This window comes from Nocardia sp. PLKS1-43 (assembly GCF_059510335.1).
Window position 1 is genome coordinate 1 of record NZ_JCAJZQ010000018.1, and the last position, 24,240, is coordinate 24,240.

The window sequence follows — 24,240 nt, forward strand, 5'->3', positions numbered from 1 at the left end:
GTACGGGTTCGGGCGGTAGGTGTGCACGACACGGTCGGTGAGGTATTTGTGCACCGTTTCCAGCGGTATCCCCGCTTGCGCCCATTCCACCGCGGCGGTTTCGGCGTCATGGGTGATCCGGGCGGTGGCGGCGCACTCGATGATCGAGTTGACCAGGGCACGGGAGGTTCGGGTCTGCATCGGGTCGGAATCGATGGACAGCGGCGCCAGGGTCGCAGAGAGTGAATCACCCGAGTTCATCTCTGCCTCCGTTTCTCGTCGTCGAGTGGTGAACGGCGGGGGAGAGGCCGGAATATCGAGCAGTGCCGAACTTCGGAACCGTGACCTAGCCGATCAGCTAGTCAGAGGCTAGCCGAACGGCAAGGTGGGAGCAAGACCCTTTCCGCCGGGATCGGCAGCGTCCGCCCGCGGGTGCGTCGCCGACCCGCACCTAGCCGATCAACCGGCCGTTATGGCCGAAATGAGTGACGGCATTCCGCCCGGGTGTCGAATTCGATTTCGGGCGCGAATCAGCCGGGCAGGCGAAAGAGCCGCTGCGCCAGATGCATCAAATGCGACCGCAGCGTGGCGTTGTCGAAATTCGCGACGAGCGGATGCGCGGCCGCGCCGCCGATGGCCGCCATCAGCATCGCGGCCGGGACCTGTACGGTTCCGGCCGCATCGCCGGTCTCGAGGACCGCGAACAACCTGTCCGTGACGCGGTGGAACGGCTCGTAATCGGCCAGGAATTCGACGATGACCGGGTCGGTCTGCAACATCCCGACCAGGCCGCGGCGTTCGATGGTCAGATCGATCATCCGGCTCAGCAGCAGCTCGCGTGCGGTCACATCGCACTGTTCGGCCTCCGCCGCGTCGACCGCGGCCTCGAGCCACGCGAGTTCGGTGCTGGCCACGCCGAGCACGATCTCGAACTTCGTGCGGAACTGGAAATAGATCGCCGCCTTGGTCACCCCGACCGCGTCCGCGATCATCTGTAATGACGTTCCGCTCACGCCGTGCTGACCGAACAACTCCACCGCCGCGGCGATGGTGCGGGCCTGCGCCGGACTGTACGCACCACGAACTGCCGAATCGGTCAGCGCACTGTCGGCGGAACTCACAGGACGAGAATAGGTGATGTTTCATCGAGTGGGTAGCCGGCCGGTCGATTACCCGTGCGCGCGGTTCGGTTGTTGTGGGCACAATGAGGTTTTCCGTCGCCGAGCCTGTAGCTTCCCCGGATATCCGTTCGGCGGATTGAGCGTTCGCGACGCGGCCGTTAGCGTCGTCCCCGCAGTCCGAAAGCAATGTCGATTCTTCCGGTAATCCATGTCGGCGCACGCCGTGTTCTGCCGGGTCGTGACATTCGCGGGTCGTTGTTGCGTGCGATGAATTCGATGCCGCTGTTCGCCGGCATATCTTGGAGGTCGATCGATGTCTGTCATCACCCGTCGTGCCCTGCTCGGTGGGGCCGCGGCGGCGGGAATAGCCGGTGCGGCAACGGGTTTGGCGAACGCGGCCGGGCACGGCATCGCGGCCGCGGTCGGCCGCGTCCGGGTCGTGCGGGAGGATCACCGGGTCATCGTGATCGGATCCGGCTTCGGCGGCGGGGTCACCGCGCTGCGACTGGCGCTGGCCGGTGTGCCCGTGCTGGTGCTCGAGCGGGGACTGCGGTGGCCGACCGGCCCGAACTCCGAAACCTTCCCGCGCGCAACGTCTCCCGACAAAAGGATGCTGTGGTACGGATCCGCGCCGCAGTTGTTCGGCAAGCCGGTCGGCTTCGAACCGTACGCCGGTCTGCTCGAAACGGTGACGAGCGAACATATGACCGCGCTGTGCGCGGCCGGGGTCGGCGGCGGGTCGCTGGTCTACCAGGGAATGACGCTCGAACCCGCGAAAGATGTTTTCCAAAGCCAACTTCCGGCGCAGCTGGACTGGAACACCATGCACCGGGTGCATTACCCGCGCGTGGCGAAAATGCTGCGGATCGCCGTCGCCCCCGACGAATTGATCAATACCCGCAACTACACCGCCGTCCGGGTCTTCGCGGATCATGTGCGCAGAGCCGGATTGCCGGTGTCGAAGATTCCGATGCCGATCGACTGGAATTACGCCCTCGCCGAAATCCGCGGCGAGATGAAGCCGTCGTACACCAACGGCGACGGTGCGCTCGGGGTGAACAACGGCGGTAAGCATTCGGTCGACGTCACCTATCTGGCCGCCGCGGAGGCGACCGGGAAGGTCACGGTCGCGCCCCTGCACCACGTCACCGATATCGAGCGCGGCAAGGACGGTCGCTGGACGGTGCACGTGGACCGGACCGACGCCGCCGGAAAGGTCGTGGAGAACAAGATCCTCACCACACCCGCGCTGGTGATGGCCGCCGGAAGCCTGAACACCACTCGGCTGCTCGTGCGCGCCGGCGCCGAGCGCCGGATTCCGGATCTGCCCGACGGGCTCGGCGGCGGCTGGGGCACCAACGGCGACCGCATCTACACCTGGACCTGCCTGGACGCCGACGTCGGCTATCCGCAGGGCGGCCCGGTCGTGTACGGCAGCCTGAACTGGAAGAATCCCGCCACCGCCGCGACGGTGATCCAGGCATCGATCCCTCCGATGGGGCTGGACGCGCACACCACGATGCTGGTCGGCTACGGCGTCAGCAACGCCCGCGGCCGCTTCGTCTACGACTCCGGCCGGGGCGAGGCCGTATTGCAGTGGCCCGAGGAGGGCGATGCCGCCGCGCAGAACGGCTATATCGGACCGCTGGTCCGCAAGGTCGCGGGTCCGGCGAGCGTGCTCACCGATACCAATGCCGCGGTGCCGTCCACCTGGCATCCGCTGGGCGGCGCGCCCATGGGGCCGGTGTGCGACCTGGACGGCCGGGTGCACGGGCAGCGCGGCCTGTACGTGCTCGACGGCGCGCTGATTCCGGGCAACAGCGCGGCCTGCAATCCGTCCATGACCATCGCGGCGGTCGCCGAACGCGCGCTGGACAACCTCGTCCGGCACGACGTGGGCTCGGTCATCTGAGCCATCCAGGCCCGAATGTCGTTGCCGGGCACGGCCTCCGGACGGTGTGACCGCTGTAGGTCAGGTTCTCGGGGTCATGTCCTGGAGGCCGATCGCGGACAGGAGATCGAGTTTGCTCCTGGCGTCCGCGTCGCGCGGCGTGTCCACCACGAGGCGAAGGTTCGTGTTCTGAGTGGTGAGCACATTGGAGTCCAGCGCGATGTCCCCCACATCCGGATGCGCGGCGATCTTGTGCGCGCCCTGGTGGACACCCACCGACCGAAGCTCCCACAGTTCGCGGAACCGGGGACTGCGGTTCAGTCTCGAGACCAGCGCCGCGATATCCGGGTCGTTCGGGTAGCGGCTCGTCGTGGCGCGCAGGTCGGCGACCAGCGACTCCTCGAAAGCGTCGCGTTCCGCGGGGGTCTGCCGGATCCGGGAAGGCTGGTTCTCGAATTGAGCGATCAGGGCGTTGCGCTCGTCCTCGCCGCCCTTGGTGGGATCGCCGAAGGTCGCGGCGAACAGCGCGTTGCAGTGCAACAACTGCCAGGACGCGTCGCACACCGCTACCGGGCTGTCGGCGAGCTGCTCGACGATCCGGTACACGCTGGCGGGGACCAATCGCGGAATGCGGTCCGGATCGGCGGCATGGCCGGCCAGGCGCAGCAGATGGGCCTGCTCGTCATCGGAGAGTTGCAGCGCGCGGGCGAGCGCCGTGCAGACCTGCGCCGACGGCGTCGATGCCCGGCCTTGTTCGAGCCGGACCACGTATTCGGCGGAGATCCCGGCCAGCTGGGCCAGCTCGCCCCGGCGCAGGCCCGCGACCCGGCGGGGGGAATGGTGCGCGAGCCCGACGACGCCGGGATCGAGTCGATCTCGCCAAGCCCGCAGTGCGACACCGAGTTCGTTCACGAGTCCCATCCTCCCGCACCTGGGCACCCGCGGCGTGGTACCAGCTGTACCAGGAAGAGCTGTGGCTCCCACGGGCCCCACCCGCGGCCCACCATCGATCTTGCGCGCAACCTGCGGCAGGGTGGCCGGACCGCGGCAGCCCTCGATGGCGAATGGAGCTGACATGGACGTATTCCTCACCGGCGGAAGCGGTTTCGTCGGACAACACATCATCGGCCGGCTGCTCGCCGACGGCCATACCGTGTGGGCACTGGCCCGCAGTCCCGAGGCAGCGCGGCGAGTGGAGCGGGCCGGAGCGACGCCCGTCCTCGGCGATCTGGACGACCTGTGCGGGCCGGAGGATCAGCCCGGCGGTTCGCCCGCGCGAGCGTCGCGACCGGCCTGGCTTGCCGTGCTGGACCGGTGTGCCGCGGTGATCCACGCGGCCGCCCGGATGGAGTTCTGGGGGCCGGACGCCGGGTTCGAGCGGGACAACCACCGGCCGGCCGTGTCCCTGTTCAACGCCGCGGCCGCCGCGGGCGTCGAACGATTCGTGCTCATCAGCGCCGCGGCCGTGTCGACCGACCGGCGTCTCGAGCCCGCGCTGGTCGACGAGACCACGCCGACCGGTCGGCCGATCATCGCCTACGGCCGGGTCAAACTCGGGACCGAACGGGCCCTGGCCGGCATCGCGACTCCCGGGATGACGCTGATCACCCTGCGCCCGCCGTTCATCTGGGGCAAAGGCATGACGACGTTGCGCGAGGTGGCCGACTCCGGCCGGTTCGCGTGGATCGACAACGGACGTCACATCATGGACCTGGTCCACGTCGACAATCTGGCGACCGCGACGGCGGCCGCGCTGTCCCGCGGCCGGGACCGCGGGGTCTACTACATCACCGACGGCGCGCCGATGCCGATGCGGGAATTCTTCACCCCGGTCCTGGCGACCATGGGTGTCGACGTCAGCCGCTCACCGAGTTTTCCGCTCGCGATCGCCGCGCCGATCGCCGGGATCCTCGACGGGGTATGGCGACTGCTGCGCCGTCCCACTGCGCCGCCGCTGAACAACTGGCTGATCGCCATCATGGGGCGCGACCGCAGTTACGACATCGCCTGTGCCCGTGTCGATCTGGGCTATCGGCCGAGCGTGAGCTTCGCCGCCGGACTGGATGAGATGCGCACGTCCGGATCGGTCGGCCGGGACGAGGAGACCGCCGGGCGACACGATCGACCGGGCGGGCGCCACCGCTCGACCGGCAGCGCCCACCCGGTGCGTTGATACGGGTGCGTCTTCCGGTTAGGCGGTGATGAGTCCGGCCGTACTGGGAGCGCGCCCGTGCCGCATGAACAGCGCGACGACCAGTGCTACCAGCACCGTGGCGGCCATGAACCAGAAGGTGAGGATGTATCCGCGGTCGGCGAACACCTGTGGGATGGGCTGGGTGACCGAATGCCCCATGACCTCGATGTGGGCTCTCAACGGGTGTGCGGCCTGGAACGCGGCCAGGATCGCGGTGCCGATGGCCGAGCCCAGGCCCATCGTCACCCCGAGCATGCCCGATCCGATGCCTTGCTGCTCCTCGGGCAGGGCGTCCACGATCAGCACCGAACCCGCGGTGTAGAACAGAGCGAAGCCGATGCCGAAGACTCCGGCCAGTATCGCGAACGCCTGCCAGGAGTAATGCGGGATGACCAGCGCGAAGCCGACCGCGCACAGTGCGGTGATGACGCAGGCGACGATCGCGTGGACCCGCACGCCGACCCGCCGGGCCAGCAGTCCGCAGACCGGTCCGGCGATCATGGCGACGACGCCGGTCGTGATACCGATGTGCAGAGCGTAGGCCAGCAGACTGAAACCATTGCCGTAGTGATAGCCCGGATCGAGGGTCACATGCACCGCCGACGCCGGTAGCGTGATGCCGGTCATCTGGTGCGCCTGGTCGATAACCCCTTGCACCACGGACTGTTTCAGCCCGTCCGGACTGGGTGTCTGGGTCATGTACCCGGTGGCGGTGGGCATCACCGCGAGCACGCCGATACCGAAGAGCATCAACAGCAGCGTGAGGCTGACCTTGGGGCTCAGCAGCAGGCGCACATCCATGATCGGTGCGCTGGAACGGAATTCGATCAGCACGAAGGCGGCCACGAGGATCAGGCCGCCGATGAGCCAGGACAGTGTGGCCGGGTGGCCCCACTGCCATTCCTGGCCCTTGTCGACGTAGATCAGGATCAGCAGGGTTCCGGCCGAGAGCGCGAGGATGCCGAACGGCTGGATTCGTTGGCGCACACGGAGTTTGGTCTCCGGAACCACGACCGCCATCACGAGCATCGCGGCCAGCACGTAGATGGCAAGGAACCAGAACATCGCGCGCCAGTCGAAGTTGTCGACCAGAAGTCCGGCGATGACCGGGCCGAGTACCGCGGAGAATCCGACGCCGCTGGCCACGACCCCCAGCCCGATCGGAATGTACTTGCGCGGCAGCAGATCCCGGACCAACCCGTAGGTGATGACGGTCATCGCGACGGTGAACGCCTGCAGTCCGCGGCCGACCAGGAAGACCCACCAATTGCTGGTCACCGCGTCCAGCAGACTGCCGACCAGGAAGAACACCCCGCACAGCAGGAAGATCTTCTTCTTGCCCCACATATCGCTGAGCTTGCCCAGGATCGGTGTGGTCGCCGCGCCCACGATGCCGGGCAGGATCACCGCCCAGTTGATATCGGCCCCGACGTCCGAGAACGTCTTGGTGATCTTCTGCAGGGCAGAGCCGACCATCGTCAGCTGGAAGGTGGTGACCTCCGACAGCAGCACCATGGCGACCACGATGGCGAGGATTCGCCGGCGTGAGACGTCGTCTGCGAGGCGGCCGGTATCGGGCGCGGCGATATCGCCCGATTCCGGAGTGTTGGGCAAGGTGGCCATCGGCCCTCCCACGCGGAGTTGATAACAAGACTCTTGGAAAGGTAGAGCCTTGTTCTCAACATGTCCGGCGTATGCGCCCTGTGAAAGTGCACAGGAAATCGCGCCGGCTCACTGGCGCGCCGGACGACCTAACGAATCGCGGGGCATTCGTTCGGTGCCGGCTCGCCCCGGAGCCTGGCATCGATCCAGTCCGTCGCGCCGTTGGCCCCGTTGATCATGGCCGAGACGTGATCGCCCGGGACCGTCCGGAATTCGGCGGGCACGCCGAGCGCGCACTGGCGGCTGTACATCCGGCGCGGCCCTTCGATCGGAATCCAGAAGTCGTTGTCGCCGTGGTAGATGTACAGCGGCACGGCCGAGGTGCGGTCGGTCAGATTCGTGAGGCGTTCGATCCGGGCCGCGATATCGCTTTCGAGCGGGTGATCGATGTTCGCCGCGACGTCGATCGGGATGCCCACCGCGCCGAGCGGGCCATCGGCCTCACCGCAGATGTCCTTCAACGGCGAGATCGCCGCCCACCGGGCGAGGTGATTCATGTACGGCAGCATCTCGGGATGCTCGCGTGACATCGCCAGCGTCACCGACAGCAGGATGCCCGAGGCGCTGTGGCCGTTGAACACGTGCGCCACCGCGCCGTAATCGGTCACCAGGCCGCCGATGGCGGCCCCCACCATGGATCGGCGCAGATCCGGAGCGTATTCGGGCTGGAGCATCGCCGTCGCGTACGCGGCGATCGCCCCTCCGGAGTAGCCGGTCACCGCGTACCGGCTGTCCCGGAAATCGGCCGGGAACAGCGACCGCACGGCCCGGATCGAATCCAGGGTCAGATGCCCGGCCACGACCGGCTCGGCGTACGCCATGTACGGCCCCTCGTGGTCGGGGATGAGCACCGCCTGCCCCTTGTTCAACGCCGCGGCGACCGAGGGCAGGAAGACGTTGATGCCGTTGTTGTCGCGGACGCCGTGCGCGATGGTGTAACCGGGCGTGCAGTGCAGACCGAGGGCGTTGATCGGCATGGTGTCCACGTTCACCGGCCGCGGTCCCGGGCCGGGCCACGCGGCGGCCGGAACGAGGAACGTCGCCGTGCCGAACGAGGGAGCGCCGGTCGAGGAGGTGGTCCGGAACTTCACCAGCGAGGCGTGCGCGATCGGGGCGTTGAACAGCCCGGCGGCCGCCGCGGTGATGTCCCGGGTCTCGATCGACTGACCGGGACGCAGGCCGGCCAGCTTCGCGGGCCAGTTGTCGAACGTGGAATCGCCTGCGGGCGTGGGGAGTACGGATTTCCACAGGGCCGACCCGGCGCCACCCGCATCCGCCTGCGACGGTGCGGGTAATTGCGGCGACGGAATATTGCCGTCGATCCATTTCTGCAGCGGGGACGGCGCCGCGTCACCGGGCGTCGCCGAGAATTGCGAATCGCCGGGCGTTCCGTCGTCCGCGCGCGCGGGCTGCGCCGCCAATGCGGTACAGCCGGCGAACAGGACGATGACGGTCAGTATCAGGGTTCTCAAAACCAGCATCCTTGTTTTCGAGTGCCGATCGCTGCACGCCCTTGTACATCAGTATTCGGCGGTAGTCCTCCGCTCCGGAAACCCTTGTGGGCCGGAGTATTTCACCGTGCGCGCGAATGCGGTACTCGCGTCAGCGCGCCGGGCATTCGTCGGGCGCGGGTTCGCCGCGCAGGCGTGCGTCGAGCCAATCGTTCAGCCCCGGGTAGCCGGTGAGGAAACCGATCAGATGTTCGCCGGGCACGTTGCGGAACACCCCGGGCACGCCCTGGGCGCATTGCTGCCGGTACATTTTCTCGGCGTCCTCGATCGGGAGCCACCAGTCGAGTCCGCCGTGGTAAACGTACAGCGGCACACCGGATTTCCGGTTGCTCAGATCCAGCTGCCGGTACATCTGCTCGGCGTACGGGCCGTCGAGCGGGTCGCCGATGTTCGCGGCGACATCGAGCGGGAATCCGGCCACCCCGAGCGGTCCGTCCGCATCGCCGCAGATATCCTTGACCGGCGAGGTCGACACCCATTGGGCGAGATGATTCATGTACTGCAACATCTCGGGATGTTCACGGGACATCGCCAGCACCACCGACAGCAGAATGCCGGATTCGATGTTGCCGTTGAATCGGTGCGCCACGTCCCGGTAATCGGCGACCAATCCGCCCGCGGCGGCCCCGACGAGAATGTTCTTCAGGTCGGGCGCGTATTCGTTCATCAGCATGGCCGCGCCGTAGGCGGCGATTGCGCCACCCGAATATCCGTTCACGGTGAAGCGGCTGTCGGTGAATTCGCCCGGCGTGCTGTTACGCACGGCGCGAATGGAATCGAGCATCACATGTCCGGCGATGTTCGGTTCGGCGTACGCCATCCGCGGACCCTCGTGATCGGGCAGTACGACCGCGTACCCCTGCCCGAGCGCCGCCCACACGGTCGGCAGGAATACGGCCAGATCGGTGTTCGGCTTGTCGAATATCCCGTGCGCCATCGTGTAACTCGTGGTGCAGTGCGCGCCCAGGGAGTTGATCGGCAGTGCGTTGACCTGAACGGGCCGAGATCCCGGGCCCTTCCACTGTGCGGTCGGCACGATCAGGGTCGCCGTGCCGAAGGAGGGGGTTCCGGTCGCCGACGTGGTCCGGAACTTCAACAGGACCGCGCGCTGGATGGGTACCGCCACGAGCGGGGCCGCGGTGGCCGTGACATCGCGTGCTTCGAGAATCTGGCCGGGGTCTGCGGCGGCGAGGTCGCCGGGCCAGGCGTCGAAGAGGGGATCGCCGGTGGGCGGGGACAGCACGCCGCGCCACAGCGCCGTCAGTTGGTCGTCACCGGTGTGCGGCAGTGCCGGAACGGTATTGTCGATCCACTGCTGCAACGGGGTCGGCCCCGCAGTGCCGGGCATCGGCTGCGCGCTCGGGTTGATCTGCGCACTCGGATCGGCGTGAGCCGACTGCGCGGCCACAGAGGCACTTCCGACCAGCGCTGCGGAAATCGCAACTGCAAGTAACGCTTTCACCACGAATCCTCGCATCGAAACACTCGGTTCGGTCGAACCTCCACGAGTATCGGCCCCCCGTACCGCTTTTCACGAATCGATGCCGCATCTCTGTGACCGATTCGGCATCTGCTCGAGCCTACTTGTGCCGAATCCCAACTTCCCGCGCGGGGGAACTGTCGGTGTGACAGTGCTCGTGCCCGGAAGTTCCTCGGTGCGTACATGATTCGATCGATCATCCGACCCTGCGAATGTGATTATCCACACTGTGCCGGGCGGTTCGTTCCGGTCACGCGGAGCCGCGCCGAGCGCGATGCGCGGTGCCGCCCCGATGATGATCCGGTCATCGTCCCGGATCATCGGCGGCACAGGGTATTTGCGGCGCAGGGTGTCGGCGGCAGAGCGTATCGGATCACGCCGTCCGCACCGCCACCATGAGCGGATCTCAGCGGAGTCCGGCGAACAGGTCCGTTTCCTGGTCGGGCGCGGCAGCGACGTGGTTGACATGGCGGACGAAGGTCTCGGTGCCGAAGATCATCTGTTGCAGGTCCGAGGGCATGCGCAGGAACGGCACGCTGTCGCTCTGGCTGGCGTGCGCCTCGAGTGCCTTGATCTTGCGCTGGGCGTACGCGGCGACGTCCACCACCGTGGTGATCCGCTCCATCGGTGTACCGAAGTCCTCCGGCGGTTCGAAGTCGACCATGCCCCTGGCTCGCAGCGTCTCGAACATCTCGAGGGAGCTTTCGCGCGGGATCGCGGTGTAGTACAGCTTGGCCGGGATACCGGTCGCCGTGGTCGCCGCGAGCGTGATGCGGTTGGCCTGGATGTGGTCGGGGTGGCCGTAGTTGCCGTTCTCGTCGTAGGTGACCACGACCTGGGGGCGGTAGCGCCGGACCAGCTCGGCGAGTCGCGCGGCCGACCGCTCGATCGGGATATTGCGGAACGATTCCGGATCGTTGTTCGCCTCCCAGCCGTCCATACCGGAATCGCGGTATCCGAGCAGTTCGACGTGCTCGATACCGAGCAATGCCGCGGATTCGCGGAGTTCGGAAAGCCGTTGTGCCCGTACGGCATCCGGATCGTGCCCGGGTTCGCCGGGTTTGATGCCGCCGGGTGCGTCACCCTGTTCGCCGTTGGTGCAGGTCACCAGCACCGTGCGGATGCCCTCGGCGGCGTACCGCGCGAAAATCCCACCGGTGCTGATGACTTCGTCGTCCGGATGGGCGTGTACGGCCATGATCGTCAGTTGGTCGGCCATGAGTCCCCGTCTGTGTGTGCTCGGCGATACGGTGTTCCCACTCTACGAAGCAACACCGACAGCCCAGCGGTGATTCCGTGCGCACCCGGATCGGGCCGCGGGCTAGCATGACCCGGTGAGTTCATCGCCGGGGCGGGCGGAGATCGATTCCGGTGCACTCGAGGCGCTGCGGGTGCCGCTGACCGGGTACTGCTATCGCCTGCTCGGCACCGCCGCCGACACCGACGACGCCGTGCAGGAGACGTTGGTCCGCGCGTTCACCCGCTTCGATTCCTACGATCCGGGCCGGGCCCGGTTGTCGACCTGGGTGCACGCCATCGCCACCAATATCTGCCTGGACATGTTGCGCGCGGCGCGGCGGCGCACGCTGGTCTGGGAGGGGCCGTCTCCGGAGGTTTTCGATCCCGACGCGGTGCTGCCCGGCCGGTGGTTGGATCCGATGCCCGACGCCCGCCTGATCGACACCGGCGACCCCGCCGAACTGGCGGTACAGCGCGAATCGGTGCGGCTGGCCTTCGTCGCGGCATTGCAGCACCTGCCGCCTCGGCAACGGGCCGTGCTGGTTCTGCGCGACGTGCTGGCCTTCACCGCGGCGGAGACCGCGGACATGCTCGGCGTCAGCATCGCGGCGGCGAACAGCGCGTTGCAGCGTGCCCGCGTCACCCTGGCCGCCGCGCGGACGAGCGAGCCTCGCCTCGAACCCGTCGACGAGGAGCTGCTGCGGCGCTATACGACGGCCTTCGAGAACCACGACGTCGCCGGGCTGGCCGCGGTGCTGTGCGCGGACGCCGAAACGGGTATGCCGCCGTTCGCCTGGCGGATATCCGGTCGCGATGCCGCGGTGCGGATCTTCGCCTCGACCGATGCCTGCGCGGGGGACCGGATGGTGCCGGTCCGGATGAACGGCGTGACCGGCGTGGGGCAGTACCGGCCCGGCGACGGCGGTGTGCTGCGGCCGTTCGCGCTGGTGGCCGTGCACGCGCGCGACGGCCTGGTCGCGCAGCTGGTCACCTTCCTGGGCAGCGGGGACAGGTTCGCCGAATTCGGGTTGCCCGCGACGATCCGCCGGCCCACCGATTAGTTCCGGTCGTCCCGGTCGTAACAGTGACGACTCCCATTTCCCGGACCGGAAGGATCGCCACATGACCACCGACAACCTCAGTCCCGAGCGGGCGCACACGATCGCCGAACGCGAGCGTCTGGCCGGGCTGCTGGCCGAGTTGCCCCCGGCCCAGTGGGCGGCCGACTCGCTGTGCGACGGATGGCGAATCCGCGAGGTGGTCGCCCATATGACCATGCCCTATCGGCTGAAGCCGCCCGCGTTCCTGATGGGGTTGATCGCCGCCCGATTCTCCTTCGACCGCTTCGCGGACAAGGCCGCGCACCGCGACACCGCACGACTCTCGGACCCCGAATTGCTCGCCGCACTGCGCGACAACGCACGGCACCCGTGGCGGCCACCGGGCGGCGGGGCCGCGGGCGCGCTGAGCCACGACGTCATCCACGGCTTGGACATCACCGAACCCCTCGGCCTGCCGTCCGCACCTCCGGAACGCATCGCGGTGGTGCTGCGCAGTTCGACCCCGAAATCCTTCTCCTACTTCGGGTTCGACCTGTCCGGAGTGCAACTGTGCGCCACCGACGCCGACGTGGTGCTGGGATCGGGCACGCCGATCACCCTGTCCGCCAAGGACATTCTGCTCACCGTCACCGGCCGCAGAGCCCTGCCGGCGCACTGATACCGGCGCGGCAAGGTCTCGTCGCAAGCGACCGGACGTTCGGTGACAGCGGCCGGATCGGCAAGGGCTGGAAGGAGTCGAGCAGCCGAGCCGCGGCCCGGCTGCTCGACCGGCCCAGGAAGGCAGGACCGACTCCCGGCACTGTCGCCCGCCGGTTCCGGCGGGGCACTACGCGGGAGTGCGGATATACGGCCCTCGGCGTTCGGCGGCGATATCGCGCGAACTGCCCAGGGAGAGGTACTCACGGGCACGCGATCTAGAGCCGCCACCCGTTCGGTTGTCGTTCGCCGTGCGGCGAGGGCAGCGCCTAGATGGCGCCCTTGGCCGCATCGCCCGCGGGGACGGCTTCGAGGACCTGCACGTCCAGCGGGCCGGCCACCAGGTCTTTGAGACCCTCGTTCATGGCTTTGATGCTCGGCGCGCCACCGTGCACGCCCAGCGCCGCCATATCCCGCCACTTCTCGACGAATACGAACCGGTCCTTGCCCCTGTGCAGGGCATACACCTCGCAGCCGTCCTCGTCGTGGACTTGCGGAATGAGGCGGGTGAGGACCTCCGCGACCTCGTCGAACTTGTCGGGCTTCGGAGTAATGGTGGCAACGATCACAGGCACAACGCGAGGGTATCAGTTGGTGACGACAGCTCAGCCGCGAGTTGCGGCCCGGATTCCGGTAGCGCGCTGTGCGGGATGCCCGCCACGTGGCGCGCGACGCGCCGACGGCTACCTCGCAATCTTCGTGTCCAGGCACCCGGAGAAAAGCGGACGGAGAGCCGCTCGGTGTCTGATATACCTTGGCGCATGGGTGATTTCATCGATCTGGCCGATAGGACCGTGATTGTCACCGGAGCGTCGTCGGGGATCGGCGCGGCGACCGCGCGGGCGTTGCACGCCGCCGGGGCGCGTCCGGTCCTGGCCGCGCGCAGGGCCGATCGGTTGGCCGGATTGAGTGCGGAACTCGGCGGCGCGCTGGCCGTACCTACCGACGTGACCGACGCGGTACAGGTGCGCGACTTGGTAGCGGCGACATTGGATCGGCACGGGCGTATCGACGGCCTGGTGAACAACGCCGGGGCGAGCATCATGGGCCCGGTCGCCGAGGTCGATCTCGCCGAGTACCGGCGGATTCTCGAGCTGAACATCGCCGCTCTCGTCGGGGTGACCCAGGCCGTGCTACCGGCGATGCGGGAGCAGCGGTTCGGCCGGATCGTGAACATCAGTTCCGGGACCACGCGCCGGGTGGCGACCGGTTACGGCGCGTACGCGGCGACGAAATCGGCCGTGAACATGCTCAGCGCGGTGTTGCGCGAGGAGTTGGCCGTGGACGGGATAGCGGTGTCGCTGCTGCTGCCGTCCATCACCGCGACCGAGTTCGGCGACGGCATGTTCCAGCTCGGCGTCTCGCCCCGGCCCGGTATGGTGCCGCATCACCCGGAATACGTGGCGGGTGTGGTGCTGCGGTTGCTGCGCACGGGCGAGGACACCGTCGACATCCCGCACGGCCCCGAGCAGCCCGACATCGCCCGCGTGCCCGGCTGAATGCGCTGTCGGCCAGCGCGATCATCTTGTCGCCCAGCCGAATTCACAATGCGGCGCGATGCCGGCCGGATCGGCGCGCTGCGGCTGTACCCGCACGACGCCGCCGCTGCGGTGATCTACAGTGACGACCGATTCGTCCAGTGCCACGATCTCTGCAATGCCGACGCGCTGATGGCAAGGGGGAGACCCGCGACGGCTTCCTGGAGTCGCCCAGCGCGGCGGTGTGCTGCCGCGTGATGACAGCTTGGGAGTTTCGTGCGTTGAAGGACGCGTCGAAGCTGCCCGCGCTGCTGTTCCGGTTCGGTTGCGCGGTCCGGAACTAGCCGCCGGAGACGATGGCGGCGAGGTTGGCGAGCTCGTTCTCCCGTCCTTTGGTGAGGCGCTGCGTCCAGACGTCGTCGTGCATGGCGTCGACGGTCATGACCACGCGGACGCCCGTGTCGGTCGGCTCGAGCTCGACGGTGGTGAGGAACTCGTACGGCTCGACGCCGGGGATGAAGTCGGCCAGGGAGGTGTAGGCGAGCCGGTCGGGGCCGTCGATCTCGGTGAACGTCTTGCGGGACTCGGTCGACAGCGGCATGCCCGCGGATCGCATGAATTCGATCTGCTCGGGGGCGGTCGCGGTCATGGTGTAGACCAGTTCGCCGCCCGGGCGCAGGTCGATCCGGTCGACGCGAACGGTGAAACCGTCGGGTGCCCACCACTTCTCGATGCCCGCCGGGGTGGTCCACAGTTCCCAGATCGCCTGGGCGGTGGCGGGGTAGTCGCGTTCGATGCGGATCTGCTCGGACATGTCGTGCTCCTCGTTCAGAAGTATTCCTTGAAAGGAATATATCTGGGGAGGCATGCTTGGTCAATGGACCCCGCACTATTCGCCGCTCTGGCCGAACCGAACCGCATGCGGATCGTGGAGTTGCTGAACGCCGCACCGCGTCCGGTCGGCGAGATCGCCGCCGCACTCGACCTGAGACAACCGCAGACGACCAAGCATCTCCAGGCGCTCGAACGCGCGGGCCTGGTGGTGATGGAACCGCTCGGGCAGCGCCGCATCTACGCCCTGCGCCGGGGTCCGCTGCGCGAGCTGCGACGGTGGCTGGCGGGATTCGAGGCCGACCATCCCTCGGAGTCGGTGCTCGCGGAGTACCGGGCGGCCATCGCCGCCGAGCCGTTGTCGGCCCACGAATTCCATCGGACGCTGTCAGCGCCGGCGGCGACCGTGTGGGAGTGGTGGACCTCGCCCGATCTGGCGCGCCGGTGGTGGCACCCAGCGCATTTCGAGGTCGCCGACTGCGTCCTGCGGCCGGTCGCCGGGGGCGCCCTGTCGATCGTGCTCCGAGAGGGCGACGGTGCGCTGTATTCCAGTGCCGGGCACTACCTCGAAGTTGTTCCGCCCGAACGGCTCCGGTTCGAGCTGTCACCGCTGGACGGCAACGGGAACCCGTTGTTCCGGACCGAACACCTCCTCGAGCTGACCAGCATCACCGGCGGCACCCGCCTCGACCTACGGATCGACGTGTCCGACCCGACCCCGGGCGCGGAACCGGCCATGGCCGGCATCGGCTTCGGCTGGAATCAGCTGCTGGACACCCTCGCTCACGTCATCAACTCGGCCACAAGCTGATTCGGCTGCCGAGTGGTCGGTGCCCGCGGCGTCGCACATGTTGTCTGCGAGTGGTTTCCGCACAGCCGCCCCAGAGCCGGGGCGGTACCTGGCGCTGAGCGAGTCCGAACAAGCCGCCACCCGTTGGTCCGGCAGTCCAGCGATAAAACCACGGTCGCGATGATGTCGCTCGCCGGTTGCTCGGACCGGCCGGGCGGGTGCGGCTCGTCACCGCGCCACGGAGATGTGCCCTTCACGCCGGGGACCACGCAGTGTCCCTGGTGGTCGACCCTTCCGATGACCATCATGTCGTAGCCGGTACAGGGTGCGTTGCAGGCTTGGCACGTGCGGTTGCCGGTCACCACCTTGTCCGGTTCCGCACGCGGAACCGGGCGGGCCGAGCGGGTCGGTCCGAGCCATCGAACCGGCCGGGACGATGCCGGGTGTGGCCCCGGCAGCGCTACATCATTGCCGCCGCGCTCGTTGAGCCGCTTCGCGATCGGCGAGTATCTGCTTACGGCGCTGTGTCATCGCTTCGGCGGGTGAACCGGCGCCGACGATCGCGTCGAATACCGCGCGGGCGTCTTCGAGCGCGTCGCGGGCGCCGACTCCGGCTGCCGGAGTGATGGCGTGGTCGGCATCGCCGATCAGGACCACCGAATCCTGCGGCGCGCGAGCCTGTTCCAGGGAGACGTTGCGGGCGTTGCTGACGTGCACCACCTCGGTGTGCGCCAGGAACGCCGACACCAGCGACCGGCTGGAAGGCGTTGCGGCCAGGACCGTTTCGGCCCATTCATCGACCGGTCGCATCCCGATGTCGTCCCGGGTGCCGGTAAGGGGTTCGCGCGGGATCCGCACGAACCACAGTGCCGCCGGGTCCTGTGGCCGCCAGATGTGTCCGAAAGTGCTTCCGGCACTGCCGTCTTCGGCAACCTCGGCGAAGAAGTGCAGGACCGCGGGGGCGGTGGCCGGCGGCGGATCCAGTGGCGTGCTGGTCATTCCGTACAGCACGACGTCACCGGCGTAGACCGGGGTGCGGCCGGGCTCGAGGCCCGCGCGGACGACGGAGTCGATGCCATCGGCCCCGACCAGCAATCCCTCGGCGGCTACGACGTCCGCGCCGCGCTCGATCGAATGGCCGCCGTCACCTGAGATCACGCCGGAAATCGGTGCGCCGTAGCGCAACTGCGCGCCGGAGCCTGCGACGAACTCCGAGAGTACGCCCATGAGATTGCGGCGCAACCAGAAACGATGACCGCGACTGGGCATTCCGCTTCGCCGGCCACGACTGTCTTCGTAGTCGAGTCCCGCCAGTGGGTACGAAACCTCTTGCAACGCCGCACGGTCGACGCCCATCGCCGCCATCGCGTCGTGTCCGCGTCCATCGATGAACAGGAACGCCCCGGCTCCGGGGCCGGGATGCTGCTGCTCGTAGATCGCTACCGGGTGACCTTTGCGCGCGAGACCACCGGCCAGGCAACTGCCCGCGATCCCGCCACCGATAACGCTCACCATGTACCGCGACCTCCTAGCGTTTTCGTGCCTACGGCCACCTGCCGGAAGGAGCACCCATCCAGACTGCCACGCGCGCCCGGACATTCGCCCGGGGCTCGAGCGACCGGCATCTCGGATCCGTCGATCCTGTCATCCTCGGCGCGACGTCCGGATCACAAGGCGCTCTTGATGAGACCGCCGTCGACCCGAATGGTTGCGCCGCTGACGTACTCGGCGTAGTCGCTGCACAGGTACGCAACCGCCGCGGCGATCTCCTCGGGCTTGCCGAAGCGTCCCCGGTCGTTGGGGAGCAGCGAGTTCACCGCGTTCGGCTCGATGTCTTCCCACCTCTCGCCCCAGCCGCGAGCGGGACCTATGCCGGTCACGAAGTCTCTGGTCGCCTCCACCAGCATCGCACCGGGCGAAACCACATTGGAAGTGACGCGAGTGCCCTTCAGTTCTCGGGCGAGCGAGACCGCAAGGTTGTGGGGCCGCCAAGGTCGCGCTGTACTGAAGGTGGGTGTTCATCGGTTGGACTGCGAGGCCCCCTCCGATGGTGATCACCCGGCCCCAGTCGCGTTCGCGCATCTGCGGCACGAGCCGTCGAATCATGAGTGCTTCGCCGGTGCGACCCCTGGTGCGAAACCTGTTGCGGCCGTGAATGATTGTGCACTATCTGTCACCGGCAGCTTCGCGGCGGGATCTGCGCGGCGCAATATCTACAACTGTAGACTTGCTTGCGTGGAAAGTCTACAGACGTATACATGTGCGGTACGCTGTTGCCATGAGCCAGGGAACCGACGCCGCGTCGCCCAAGCGACAACGCAATGCCGCCGCTACCCGGGATGCGATCCTGCGATCGGCGGTGATCGCGTTCACCGAGCATGGATACGACGGTGTGGGGGTGCGTGAGATCGCGCAGTCGGCCGGGGTGACGGCGATGTTGGTGAATCGGTACTTCGGGTCGAAAGAGCAACTGTTCGCCGAGGCGGTGGACGTTGCGTTCGAGCCGCGCACAGTGCTGTCGGATCGCACCGAGACCCTGTCACAAGACATCGCGGCCCGACTGGTGGAACGAACTGCGCCGGAGTCGGAGCATCTGGACCCCTTCCTCCTGATGCTGCGTTCCGCGGCCAATCCCAGGGCCGCGGAGGTGATCCGACCCGGGATCGAAAGGCATGCGGGGCGTCATCTGAGCGATCTGCTCGACGGCCCGGATGCCGACGAACGGGCGATGCTGGCCCATTCGCTCATCGCCGGCTTCTGGCTGATGCGCAAGATGATCGGCAGCCCCGCCCTTGTGCGGGCCGACCCCGACCAGCTGGCTCGTCGCCTGCGAGAACTGCTGGATGTGGTTGTCGCCGATCCTGCCGTGCCGTCCTGACGGCGGCATTGTGTGCAGGTGATCGACGTTTCATCCCTCGCATCGACCACCGAGCGAGAGTGTCGGGGTGAGGTGCCCGCTTTCGCGCAGGGCTCGTGGTTCGGATCACGCTTGCCGTGTACGCGGCGGGTCAGCCTGTCTGAGGCTGCCGATGTGCTTGCGGCCCAGGCGAATCGGCTACGGGCGCGTTTCGCCGCGCGACCAGCGATCTACGACAATCGCGGCAACCACTGCAGGTTCACGGCCTCTCTGTGGAGTTCGAAATACGACAGATTGTCTACTTGTCAACGTGAGAACACCGGCCGCGGGATGTCCCGGCAAGAACAAAGCCACAGGTCGACGACCTGCGGCTTGCATTGGAGTGGTCCTAGCTGGTTTCGAACCAGCGACCTCTCGCGTGTGAGGCGAGCGCTCTCCCGCTGAGCTATAGGACCAGGTGGTGCGGGTGTTCCGGGGGAGTGGGGGCTCCGTTCCGGACGAGATGGAACCTTAACACGCGGTACCGGGGTGACGCCAAATCGCGGCGCTACCTCGGGGTTCTCGGTGGGGTGTCGAGCGGATCGGCGGCGGTCCTCCGGCCGTGCTGCCGGAGTGGTGCGATATCGATTCGCGGCGGGCCGTCGATGGCGCGGGGATCGAACTCTGCTGCCGGACAGCATGTTCGGGGAGGCCCTTCGGCCGGGCGTCGCATGCAGTGGAACCTCGGGGGTGGTGACACTGCCGCGCGTGGACTCTGAACGGGGGGTGACATCGCGGCGTCGGCTAGACGGGGCCGGCCTGCGAAACGACATGGCTGTAATTCCGATTTACCCACTCTAACCAGCCGATTTGTTGATGGCGCAGGTGGTGGGCTAATGTTCTCTCTCGCAGCCGGAAGGCAGGAAAGAGCCGGACGGAGGCACACTGCACATTACAGTGCATGCGGATGTAGCGCAGCTGGTAGCGCATCACCTTGCCAAGGTGAGGGTCGCGGGTTCGAATCCCGTCATCCGCTCGAAGGCCAACCCGGCCTTGGTTGGCGGTGTGGCCGAGTGGTGAGGCAACGGCCTGCAAAGCCGTGCACACGGGTTCGATTCCCGTCGCCGCCTCTTAGTAGGCGAACCACGCGCGATTAGCTCAGCGGGAGAGCGCTTCCCTGACACGGAAGAGGTCACTGGTTCAATCCCAGTATCGCGCACCAACGAAGAACAGCAGGTCAGACCCGGTTTTCGCCGGGTAGGGTCTGCTGTTTTTCGTGTCCGAAACCCGCCATGTTGCCAACAGCTTGCCAAGCGGTTTTGCTATCAATCGCCGGGGAGCCGAAAAGAGCGGCTCCGGCGGCTCGCAGGTCCTCGGGTCGGGTCTGGTTGTAGATCCGTAGCGACACCGCGGGGTCGTGGCCGTGCCAGGCGGCGACCACCAGGGGCGGAACGCCGCGGGCGAGCATCATCGACACCGAGGTGTTGCGTAGTCCTTTCAACGGGATGCGGCGCAGTCCCGCCGCGTCGCGGAGTCGCTGGAATTCGTCGCTGTACCAGGCGGGCCGGATCGGTGTGCCGTCCGCGTGGACCGCGATCAAACGGTCGTCCGACCACGGAATGCCCAGTGCAAGGCATTCGGCCTTCTGGTGGGTTTTGAAGGACCACAACGCTTCCCGGACATCCTGTGGTGGTGGGAGGTCGCGTCGGCTGCGTTTGGATTTGGGCCCGTTCTCCTCGATGATCGTCCCGATCGCCACCCGGCCTCGCCGGATCCGTAGCCGCGCGTCGTCGACGCGTTTCCACCGCATGCCCAGTACCTCGCTGCGCCGCAGCCCGTAGCAGGACAACAGCCAGCACGCGTAGAGCCGGTGCGTGCGAACCGATTCGCGGAACGCTTCGACCTCGGCCAAGGTCCACGATTTCCCGCTGTCGTCGTCTTCATCGTCATCGTCGTCAAGGTCGTCCGGTGGCCGGTCGACGAGTTTGACCGGATTCAGCGGCACTCTGCCTTGGTCGACGAAGGACTGCACGACCATCCCGAACGTGGTCAGCGTGGTGCGGACTGTGATGGGTTTGACGCCCTCGGGTACCCGGTCGGGTGCGGGATCCGGGTTTGGGGCGTATACGCCGCGGCGCGGGCGGATGATCCTGCCGGTGCGGACGAGCACTGACAGGCAGTTGTAAACATCGCTATCTGGAAACGCGGCTCGGATCTCGCCGACCGGCACGCCGGCCGTGGGCTGGCGGTCGACGAACGCGGCGACCCGCGACATCAGGCTGTCGGGCTGGAAGTGGCGTGGGTCGGCGCGGCCTTGGTCGAGCATCCAATCGACCAGGGCGTCGAGGTCGGCTTTGGTGACCTCGGCCAGTGGCTTCCGGCCGAGCCGCCGCCGGACCGGTTTGAGATGGTTGCGGTAGCCCTCCAGTTTGACCAGGCGGATCCCGCGCCGCCCGTTCAACCACTCGTCGCATGCATCGTCGACGGTGATGTCCGTGCGCGGCACATAGCGCTGTTCGGCGAGTTCGGTCTTGATTCGCCGGAGTTCACGCTGAGCATCGCCCAGTGTGGGGTAGGTGAATCTGGGCCGGTTCCGTCGACCATCCGGCTTGGTGCCGACATCAACTTGGAATGTGTAGGTGACGGTTCCGTCCTTGGCGGTGTATTCGTCGATCGGCTCGGTTCGGCGCTCGGGCCGCTCTGATTCTTCCGCAGGCATCTGAGATGAGTCTCCTTCTATGCATGAAACGCTGGATCTGCGCCGGTGGGAGATGGTCGGTGTCGGATCGCGGCTCGACGAATCGGAGTCGCGTGGCCCTGTTTCGGGCATGGCAGTGCTACCGGCTATTGCGGCAACTCGACATGCGATTACGAGAACGCGCCGCTGCTGCGGGCTGGGCATCTCCCTGGCGGCCTGTTAGTTGCGTTGCGTCAGTTCGTGTGGCACTGGCCGTGCGCGTGGATGTGCTTCCCGCACTCTGGGACTGGGACTTCCTACTGCGGGGGAATTGCCGCCGGAGTAGGAAGGGAGCCGAGTGGGCGCGGAGAGGCCGCGCGAGATGGATGATGCAGTGGCACAGCGCTATTGGCTGTCGGCATCCGGATCGGAACAGAGCTGGAGCGCTCGACGTATCGATCTGGAGGGGATTCGCACTCGGTTTCCCACTCGAATCGCCGGTAGTTCACCGGATTTCACGGCGGCATAGACGGTAGATCGCCCGACCCCGAGGAGTCGGGCGGCGTCGGGGATCGAGATCGTCGGCTCGTTCAGCAGCCGTCGCAATGCGTCAGCGAGATCGGTGTGAGTGCTGTCATGGTGGGGGCGAAGGTGTTCGGCCATGGTGGGCTCCTGACAGGTAGACAACCGGTCAGTCCCTCGCGAACTTCAGGATACCCCGATCCCACGATTGAGCTCTTGCGCCTGAAGCAGTTTGCGTGCCGGGTGTTGCAGACCAGCATCGGACGCCTTTGATGCCGTGTTGACGACGGTGGATGGGCTGCCGTGCTTGCACCCACATCGGCCCGGACGGGGCCCGATCACTTCGTCAATATGGTGCACCACGACATCGAACCGCCGACATGCAGCTCATCCGCGAGGCATACCACCTGCTACGCGATGCGCTCGGCGCGAGCGCCGGGCAGATCGCGCCTGCGGGCGCAAGGGTCGTGGACCATCGCTGGTGTGGAAAGACTGGTAACGAGGCCTTTTTGAGTATCTGTGCCACGAGCGCTGGGGCGCTCGACCTGTCGTCGGCCCGGTTCGACCAGTAGTGGGAGCGGGGTATCGCGGACGAAATCGATCGAAGACCGTTGCCGCGCAGGTACATTCGTGTGCGATCTCTGCGGAGAGTGCCTTCACTGTCGTCGCCACTGTTTGGTTACGACCCAAGGCGGATCGAGTCGTTTGCAGGTCTGATCTGGGGCGATGAAGCTCGGGACAGTTGATGGTGAGACGCCGACCGATGTGTCGGCCCGAATATCCGTTGTGATTGCTGCGGCGCCCGCTCTGCTCGTGGCCGAAACAGTGTCCGGGAGCAAACGGTCCGCATTTGCCTCTCAAATGTCTCCATTGTTCTAGTGCGTTAACTGATGCAAATTGCATCAGTTAACGCACTAGAACTAGGGAAACGCGCTGTCCTCATGGTGGTCGGGCGAAGGATGGAAGATGGCTAACCGGTTCCGTCTGTGCGGCGGTTGACGTACGCGGTGTACATGATCATCACGGCTTTTTCGCTGATTTCTGCTCTGTGCACGCTGACAAGCTTTTCCTGGCCCGTATTGGGATTCCTCCAGCGTATGTGATCGCTGGTTTCCCAGTTGTATGCGATGCGTGTGCTCGAGGTCCACCGGTGAGTGAACTCCGGGTTCTTGCCCAAGGTCCGCAGCAGTCTTCTGGCTTGTGGCGCGGTGCGGTAGCGTCCCATCCCGGCTTTGAGCCGGCCGACGATGTAGTCCGCTTGTTCGGGCCAGTCGGGGAACAGCTGTCGGGCAACGGGCATGAACCAATAGATGCACAGGTTCCCGGCCTCTTCGAGTCCGGGTAGGGCGAGAGCCATCGGTTTGTTGACGGCCAGCACGTTGGACAGCGGATCGAGATACATGGCCGGTACGTGCTGCGCGCCCAGATCGGTGAGATGGTCGATGAGGGCGGGAGTCTCCTCGAGGTGGCGGCGGTAGCTGGTGAGGTCGGGCAGTGGGAGCGGGTCAGCGAGTAGTTCGTGGGCGTGGCGCGCCTGCGCGGCAGTCAGGCCGTAGCCGGTTGCGACGAGGTCGAGCGTCTCCGGTTTGGGACGGCGGGTGCCCTTCTCGAGCTGGATCAGGTAGGGCTCACTGATCGTGGTCACTTCCGAGGCGGCACGGCGGGTGAGCTCGCGTTCGTCACGGAGCTGTTCCAGGAATGGGGGCAGCTCCGGAACCGACAGCAGAGGTTTCGGTTGCTTGATGCGATGTGGTTTGCGGCGTCGTGGTGGATCGGGCTGTGTCCTGCGCATGCGATGCCCCCCTCCCTTGGGGCTTTCGAGCATGGGATGAGCACGAATAGTCTGAATGGTTCCCCCGAACACTCTTAGACGTACCAGAGTTGGGAAGGGTGGGCAACACCAGAACTTCGCTATTCGATAGCGAATAGTTAGCAGGGGTGGCGCAACGCGACGGATGTGGAGCCGGTTCGAAAAAAAGTCCGCACCGGCCGTTGCGGGATTTATCTGATGCACGCAGCATCAAAACAGCAGGATAACTACCGGAAAAGCGATGCTATCCATTCTTATGCTGCATGCATATATGCAAGCCGCATCAGTTAAGAATCTAGATTTTCAGCGGATCCGGGTGTTGTGTGGTTTTGGTAAGTGCAACTGCTCAGGAGGGAAAACCAGTGGATCCCGATGTCGTCATGACATGGCTCAACAACGGGCTGATTCTGTTGTCGAACGGACTGACCGTGGCCGTACAGATCTTGTCGTTGGCCGCGCCGT

The 24,240-nt window shown here is 66.5% G+C and carries 21 protein-coding genes, 4 tRNA genes and 1 pseudogene; 11 read left to right on the forward strand and 15 right to left on the reverse strand.

The features are described from left to right. On the reverse strand, positions 1-240 hold a 240-nt coding region (locus AC5WS7_RS37305), incomplete at its 3' end, for a hypothetical protein (protein WP_495959367.1). 269 nt (positions 241-509) lie between these two features. Beyond that, positions 510-1,100, reverse strand: coding sequence for a TetR/AcrR family transcriptional regulator (locus AC5WS7_RS37310; RefSeq protein ID WP_495959368.1), 591 nt, complete (start codon positions 1,098-1,100; stop codon positions 510-512). A 313-nt stretch (positions 1,101-1,413) separates the two neighbouring features. Between AC5WS7_RS37310 and AC5WS7_RS37315 the strand changes: the two genes are divergently transcribed. Continuing rightward, entirely contained in the window at positions 1,414-3,012 is a 1,599-nt protein-coding gene (locus tag AC5WS7_RS37315; protein WP_495959369.1) for a GMC oxidoreductase, read from the forward strand. Between the two features lie 60 nt (positions 3,013-3,072). Here AC5WS7_RS37315 and AC5WS7_RS37320 read toward each other — a convergent pair whose 3' ends face one another. Beyond that, the gene (locus AC5WS7_RS37320) at positions 3,073-3,912 is read right to left on the reverse strand and encodes a helix-turn-helix transcriptional regulator (protein ID WP_495959370.1); all 840 of its coding nucleotides are present in this window, start codon (positions 3,910-3,912) and stop codon (positions 3,073-3,075) included. Between the two features lie 154 nt (positions 3,913-4,066). Between AC5WS7_RS37320 and AC5WS7_RS37325 the strand changes: the two genes are divergently transcribed. Further along, the gene (locus tag AC5WS7_RS37325) at positions 4,067-5,164 is read left to right on the forward strand and encodes an NAD-dependent epimerase/dehydratase family protein (RefSeq protein ID WP_495959371.1); all 1,098 of its coding nucleotides are present in this window, start codon (positions 4,067-4,069) and stop codon (positions 5,162-5,164) included. An 18-nt stretch (positions 5,165-5,182) separates the two neighbouring features. Here AC5WS7_RS37325 and AC5WS7_RS37330 read toward each other — a convergent pair whose 3' ends face one another. The 4 genes from AC5WS7_RS37330 to AC5WS7_RS37345 all read right to left on the reverse strand — a co-directional run bounded on the left by AC5WS7_RS37330 (position 5,183) and on the right by AC5WS7_RS37345 (position 11,057). Next, the gene (locus tag AC5WS7_RS37330) at positions 5,183-6,808 is read right to left on the reverse strand and encodes an MFS transporter (protein WP_495959372.1); all 1,626 of its coding nucleotides are present in this window, start codon (positions 6,806-6,808) and stop codon (positions 5,183-5,185) included. A gap of 128 nt (positions 6,809-6,936) precedes the next feature. Then, complete coding sequence (locus AC5WS7_RS37335; protein WP_495959373.1) at positions 6,937-8,319, reverse strand: lipase family protein; 1,383 nt, start codon at positions 8,317-8,319, stop codon at positions 6,937-6,939. Between the two features lie 130 nt (positions 8,320-8,449). After that, positions 8,450-9,766 (reverse strand): lipase family protein, encoded by a 1,317-nt coding sequence (locus AC5WS7_RS37340; protein WP_495959374.1) that lies wholly within the window; start codon positions 9,764-9,766, stop codon positions 8,450-8,452. A 478-nt stretch (positions 9,767-10,244) separates the two neighbouring features. Then, positions 10,245-11,057 carry a PIG-L family deacetylase gene (locus tag AC5WS7_RS37345; RefSeq protein WP_495959375.1) on the reverse strand — a complete coding sequence of 271 codons (813 nt, stop codon included), beginning with the start codon at positions 11,055-11,057 and terminating at the stop codon, positions 10,245-10,247. A gap of 115 nt (positions 11,058-11,172) precedes the next feature. Between AC5WS7_RS37345 and AC5WS7_RS37350 the strand changes: the two genes are divergently transcribed. After that, positions 11,173-12,138, forward strand: a complete 966-nt coding sequence (locus tag AC5WS7_RS37350) for an RNA polymerase subunit sigma-70 (protein WP_495959376.1) — start codon at positions 11,173-11,175, stop codon at positions 12,136-12,138. A gap of 61 nt (positions 12,139-12,199) precedes the next feature. Further along, the gene (locus tag AC5WS7_RS37355; protein ID WP_495959377.1) at positions 12,200-12,796 is read left to right on the forward strand and encodes a maleylpyruvate isomerase family mycothiol-dependent enzyme; all 597 of its coding nucleotides are present in this window, start codon (positions 12,200-12,202) and stop codon (positions 12,794-12,796) included. A 307-nt stretch (positions 12,797-13,103) separates the two neighbouring features. On the opposite strand, the gene AC5WS7_RS37360 is transcribed toward AC5WS7_RS37355, so the two are convergent. Then, positions 13,104-13,409 carry a putative quinol monooxygenase gene (locus AC5WS7_RS37360; protein WP_495959378.1) on the reverse strand — a complete coding sequence of 102 codons (306 nt, stop codon included), beginning with the start codon at positions 13,407-13,409 and terminating at the stop codon, positions 13,104-13,106. Positions 13,410-13,595: 186 nt separating this feature from the next. Here AC5WS7_RS37360 and AC5WS7_RS37365 point away from each other — a divergent pair, with 186 nt between their 5' ends. Next, complete coding sequence (locus AC5WS7_RS37365; protein WP_495959379.1) at positions 13,596-14,333, forward strand: SDR family oxidoreductase; 738 nt, start codon at positions 13,596-13,598, stop codon at positions 14,331-14,333. 319 nt (positions 14,334-14,652) lie between these two features. On the opposite strand, the gene AC5WS7_RS37370 is transcribed toward AC5WS7_RS37365, so the two are convergent. Further along, positions 14,653-15,126 carry an SRPBCC family protein gene (locus tag AC5WS7_RS37370; protein WP_495959380.1) on the reverse strand — a complete coding sequence of 158 codons (474 nt, stop codon included), beginning with the start codon at positions 15,124-15,126 and terminating at the stop codon, positions 14,653-14,655. A gap of 63 nt (positions 15,127-15,189) precedes the next feature. Here AC5WS7_RS37370 and AC5WS7_RS37375 point away from each other — a divergent pair, with 63 nt between their 5' ends. Then, entirely contained in the window at positions 15,190-15,954 is a 765-nt protein-coding gene (locus AC5WS7_RS37375; protein WP_495959381.1) for a metalloregulator ArsR/SmtB family transcription factor, read from the forward strand. Between the two features lie 444 nt (positions 15,955-16,398). Here AC5WS7_RS37375 and AC5WS7_RS37380 read toward each other — a convergent pair whose 3' ends face one another. Further along, complete coding sequence (locus AC5WS7_RS37380; protein ID WP_495959382.1) at positions 16,399-17,448, reverse strand: FAD-dependent oxidoreductase; 1,050 nt, start codon at positions 17,446-17,448, stop codon at positions 16,399-16,401. Positions 17,449-17,600: 152 nt separating this feature from the next. Then, the gene (locus AC5WS7_RS37385) at positions 17,601-17,858 is read right to left on the reverse strand and encodes an SDR family oxidoreductase (protein ID WP_495959383.1); all 258 of its coding nucleotides are present in this window, start codon (positions 17,856-17,858) and stop codon (positions 17,601-17,603) included. A gap of 353 nt (positions 17,859-18,211) precedes the next feature. Between AC5WS7_RS37385 and AC5WS7_RS37390 the strand changes: the two genes are divergently transcribed. After that, positions 18,212-18,811: a TetR/AcrR family transcriptional regulator gene (locus AC5WS7_RS37390; RefSeq protein ID WP_495959384.1), complete on the forward strand. Its 600-nt coding sequence runs from the start codon at positions 18,212-18,214 to the stop codon at positions 18,809-18,811. Between the two features lie 362 nt (positions 18,812-19,173). Here AC5WS7_RS37390 and AC5WS7_RS37395 read toward each other — a convergent pair. Beyond that, positions 19,174-19,245 (reverse strand) — tRNA-Val (locus AC5WS7_RS37395). Between the two features lie 487 nt (positions 19,246-19,732). Here AC5WS7_RS37395 and AC5WS7_RS37400 point away from each other — a divergent pair. The 3 genes from AC5WS7_RS37400 to AC5WS7_RS37410 all read left to right on the forward strand — a co-directional run bounded on the left by AC5WS7_RS37400 (position 19,733) and on the right by AC5WS7_RS37410 (position 19,991). Then, positions 19,733-19,805 (forward strand) — tRNA-Gly (locus tag AC5WS7_RS37400). A 23-nt stretch (positions 19,806-19,828) separates the two neighbouring features. Beyond that, positions 19,829-19,899, forward strand: a tRNA-Cys gene (locus AC5WS7_RS37405). 17 nt (positions 19,900-19,916) lie between these two features. Next, positions 19,917-19,991 (forward strand) — tRNA-Val (locus tag AC5WS7_RS37410). Between the two features lie 15 nt (positions 19,992-20,006). On the opposite strand, the gene AC5WS7_RS37415 is transcribed toward AC5WS7_RS37410, so the two are convergent. Next, positions 20,007-21,488 carry a site-specific integrase gene (locus AC5WS7_RS37415; RefSeq protein ID WP_495959385.1) on the reverse strand — a complete coding sequence of 494 codons (1,482 nt, stop codon included), beginning with the start codon at positions 21,486-21,488 and terminating at the stop codon, positions 20,007-20,009. 363 nt (positions 21,489-21,851) lie between these two features. After that, entirely contained in the window at positions 21,852-22,109 is a 258-nt protein-coding gene (locus AC5WS7_RS37420; RefSeq protein ID WP_495959386.1) for a helix-turn-helix domain-containing protein, read from the reverse strand. 145 nt (positions 22,110-22,254) lie between these two features. Between AC5WS7_RS37420 and AC5WS7_RS37425 the strand changes: the two are divergent. Next, positions 22,255-22,417, forward strand: a pseudogene (locus AC5WS7_RS37425) (NADP-dependent phosphogluconate dehydrogenase); the annotation flags it as partial. Between the two features lie 521 nt (positions 22,418-22,938). Here AC5WS7_RS37425 and AC5WS7_RS37430 read toward each other — a convergent pair. Continuing rightward, positions 22,939-23,793 (reverse strand): MmyB family transcriptional regulator, encoded by an 855-nt coding sequence (locus AC5WS7_RS37430; protein ID WP_495959387.1) that lies wholly within the window; start codon positions 23,791-23,793, stop codon positions 22,939-22,941. Positions 23,794-24,240 lie beyond the last annotated feature (447 nt).